This is a genomic window from Pseudomonas sp. Pseusp97, assembly GCF_047304025.1.
GTDB lineage: Bacteria > Pseudomonadota > Gammaproteobacteria > Pseudomonadales > Pseudomonadaceae > Pseudomonas.
On record NZ_JBGLYK010000356.1, the window covers coordinates 1 to 3,509 of the forward strand.

Here is a 3,509-nt window from a genome sequence, read left to right on the forward strand (position 1 = left end):
GCGCTGGACGGCCTGATCGAGCGCTACAAGCTGCACGGCGAACGCCTGGGTGAGGTAGTCGCCGGCGCCGTGCTCAAGCATTCGCGCGACTTCAACCTGACCCGCGAATGCGTGCTGGGCACGCGCCTGGCGCCGGAGACCCCGGCCTATGACATCCAGCAGGCGTGCGGCACCGGCCTGGAAGCGGCGATCCTGGTGGCCAACAAGATTGCCCTCGGGCAGATCGACTGCGGCATCGCCGGTGGCGTGGACACCACCTCCGACGCGCCCATCGGCGTCAATGAAGGGCTGCGCAAGATTCTCCTGGAGGCCAACCGCGGCAAGTCCAACGGCGAGAAGATCAAAAGCCTGCTGAAGATCCGCCCGCGCCACCTGATGCCGCATATCCCGAAGAACGGCGAGCCGCGTACCGGTTTGTCGATGGGTGAGCACTGCGAGCTGATGGCGCAGACCTGGGCCATCCCGCGCGACGAGCAGGACAAGCTGGCCTTCGAGAGCCACCACAAGCTGGCCGCCGCCTATGACGAAGGCTGGCAGAACGACCTGATGACGCCGTTCCGCGGCCTGGTACGCGACCAGAACCTGCGCCCGGACATCAACCTGGAGAAGATCGGCACCCTCAAACCGGTGTTCGAGCGCGGCCCGCGCGGCACCCTGACCGCGGCCAACTCCACGCCGCTGACGGATGGCGCCTCGGTGGTGCTGCTGGCCAGCGAGGAGTGGGCGAAGGCACGCGGCCTGCCGATCCTGGCGTACTTCAAGGACGGTGAGGCGGCGGCGGTGGATTTCGTCGGCGGCCACGAGGGGCTGCTGATGGCGCCGGTCTACGCGGTGCCGCGCCTGCTGGCGCGCAACGGCCTGACGCTGCAGGACTTCGATTTCTACGAAATCCACGAAGCCTTTGCCGCCCAGGTGCTGTGCACCCTCAAGGCGTGGGAGGACGCGGACTACTGCAAGACCCGCCTGGGCCTCGACGCGCCGCTGGGTTCCATCGATCGCAGCAAACTCAACGTGAAGGGCAGCTCGCTGGCGGCCGGCCACCCGTTCGCCGCCACCGGTGGGCGCATCGTTGCCAACCTGGCCAAGCTGCTGGACGGCGCAGGAAAGGGGCGCGGGCTGATTTCCATCTGTGCGGCAGGCGGCCAGGGTGTGACCGCGATCCTCGAACGGTAATCCAATACAGCGGGACGGATGTTTTCCTCCCCGATGTAAGCAACTCCGTGACTTCAGGCGGCACCGCGCGAGCGGCGCCGCCTTTTTTTATCCGCGCGTCGGGTGGGCGTTACCGGTAGGAGCGAGCTTGCTCGCGAACCGCCCAGGCTTCGGAGCGACCGGTGTTCGCGAGCAAGCTCGCTCCTACGAAGAGCAACGCGTAGGGCGGATAACCTGGAACAGGTTATCCGCCGCCCTTGGAATGGCGGATAACGCTGGCGCGTTATGCGCCCTACGAAACGGATCGGCGCAATTTCCTTCTAGAAAGGCAACTCAACCGCCCTGCAACATCCCCGGATGGATTCGCCGTGAGAACGGCGTCGAGAGCACCAACGAGGTCCTGCTGGTGCCGAACTGGGCGAGGCGGTCGATCAGCTCTTCCAACTCCTGGGTGCAACTGACCGCCACCTTGAGCATCACGCAGGCCTCGCCGGTGATGCGATAGCAGTCGATGATCTGCGGGATCTCCAGCAGCGGGTCGAGCATGCTCTTGCTGCGGTGGTCGTTCAGGCGCATCTCGATCAGGCACTGGATCGAGCGGCCCATCTTCGACAGGTCTACGCTGGCGTGGTAACCGGTGATCACCCCGTCCGCCTCCAGGCGCGCCACCCGGTCGGCCACCGCCGGCGGCGAAAGGTTGATGCGCCGGGCCAGTTCGGCGAAGGACAGGCGGCCGTCTTCCAGGAGGGCGGCGAGCAGGGCGCGGTCGTATTTGTCCATGGTCTGGCTCCGGTTTTGAATCGACGGCGAGGCTCGTGAAATTCCATCGAATAAAAAGTGTTATGCCCGTAATGGCGTTGTCTGTGCCTTATCCGGGGCGGTTCACCTGCATAAAATGAAGCGCTCTGCCTGCCTTGTCGAGCCCCCAGCCATGACCACCATGCCCATGCCCAGAGCCCGCGTTTCACTGACCCTGATCGCCGCTTTCTTCGCCCTCTACTTCATCTGGGGTTCGACCTACCTGGTGATCCGCATCGGCGTCGAATCCTGGCCGCCGATGCTGATGGCCGGCTGCCGCTTCATCATCGCCGGGGCGATCCTGTTCGCCTGGATGCTCTGGCGCGGCGCACCCTTGCCGACGCTGAAGCAATGCCTGTCGGCCGGCGCCATCGGCATCCTGCTGCTCAGCTGTGGCAACGGCGGGGTCACGGTGGCCGAGCACTGGGGCGTGGCCTCGGGCGTGGCGGCGCTGGCGGTGGCGACCGTGCCGCTGTTCACCCTGGTGTTCGGGCGCTTCTTCGGCAACAGGACCAACGCGCTGGAATGGGCCGGTATCGCCCTGGGCCTGTTCGGCATCGTGCTGCTCAACCTCGGCTCGAACCTGCAGGGCAGCCCGGCGGGAGCGGCGCTGATCCTCTTCGCGGCGGCGACCTGGGCCTTCGGCTCGGTGTGGAGCCGGCGCCTGGACCTGCCCGGCGGCGCCATGGCCAGCGCAGTGGAGATGCTGGTGGGCGGCGGCGTGCTGCTGCTGGGCAGCCTGCTCAGTGGCGAGCGCCTGGAGCAGATGCCCACCGCTGCGGGCTGGGGCGCGCTGGCCTACCTGGTGGTGTTCGGCTCGATCATCGCCTTCAGCGCCTACATGTACCTGCTGGCCAACGTGCGCCCGGCCGCGGCGACCAGCTATGCCTACGTCAACCCGGCGGTGGCGGTGATGCTCGGCGTGGTCTTCGCCGGCGAGCACATCGGCCTGGCGGAATCCCTGGCGATGGCGGTGATCATCAGCGCCGTGGTGCTGATCGGCTTGCCGCAGTGGCGGCGCAGCCCCGACGCCTGATCGACGAAAAACAAGCGCCCGCCCGCAGGTGACTGTGGGCGGGCGCTGTCGTGTCCGGCTCAGGCTCAGATGACGAAGAAGCCGTGGGTGCCGTCGCGGCCCAGTTGCTCCACCAGCCCGAACTCCCAGTCCAGGTAGCCCTGCATGGCTTCGCGCGGGTTATCGGTCCCTTCGTACGGACGGCGGTAGCGGTCGATGCGCGGCGCGGCCAGCAGAGTCTCGCCTTCCTCGGTGGGCAGGCCGGCGGCGACCCAGGCGGCGGTGCCGCCGTCGAGGAGGAACACCGGCTTGTCGGTCAGCGCTGCCACGTCGGCGACGGCGAAACGCGCCAGCAGGCTGCTACCGCAGGTGAGGACGTAGCGGTCCGCGTCGCCCAGTTGTGCCAGCGCCTCCTGCAACTGACTGCGCAGGGCCCAGGCGGCGCCGGGGATGTGGCGCTTCACATAGTTGGCGCTGGCGGTGAAGTCGAGCACGGCGGTGCCCGGCGCGCGCTGCCAGTCGGCCAGGGTTTGCGGGGTGATGG

General features: G+C 67.3%; 4 protein-coding genes. 2 read left to right on the plus strand and 2 right to left on the minus strand.

All coding sequences use genetic code 11. The features are described 5' to 3' along the window. Positions 1–1,173: acetyl-CoA C-acetyltransferase (locus ACCC94_RS28720; RefSeq protein WP_413352984.1), on the plus strand; the 1,173-nt coding region annotated here is incomplete at its 5' end. 312 nt (positions 1,174–1,485) lie between these two features. Here ACCC94_RS28720 and ACCC94_RS28725 read toward each other — a convergent pair. After that, positions 1,486–1,932, minus strand: a complete 447-nt coding sequence (locus ACCC94_RS28725) for an Lrp/AsnC family transcriptional regulator (RefSeq protein ID WP_413352985.1) — start codon at positions 1,930–1,932, stop codon at positions 1,486–1,488. Between the two features lie 160 nt (positions 1,933–2,092). On the opposite strand from ACCC94_RS28725, the gene yedA reads away from it, so the two are divergent. Beyond that, entirely contained in the window at positions 2,093–2,986 is an 894-nt protein-coding gene (gene yedA, locus ACCC94_RS28730) for a drug/metabolite exporter YedA (RefSeq protein ID WP_413352987.1), read from the plus strand. A 65-nt stretch (positions 2,987–3,051) separates the two neighbouring features. Here the strand turns inward: yedA and ACCC94_RS28735 are convergent. Beyond that, a partial coding sequence (locus tag ACCC94_RS28735; protein ID WP_413352986.1) for a rhodanese-like domain-containing protein occupies positions 3,052–3,509 on the minus strand: 458 nt, incomplete at its 5' end.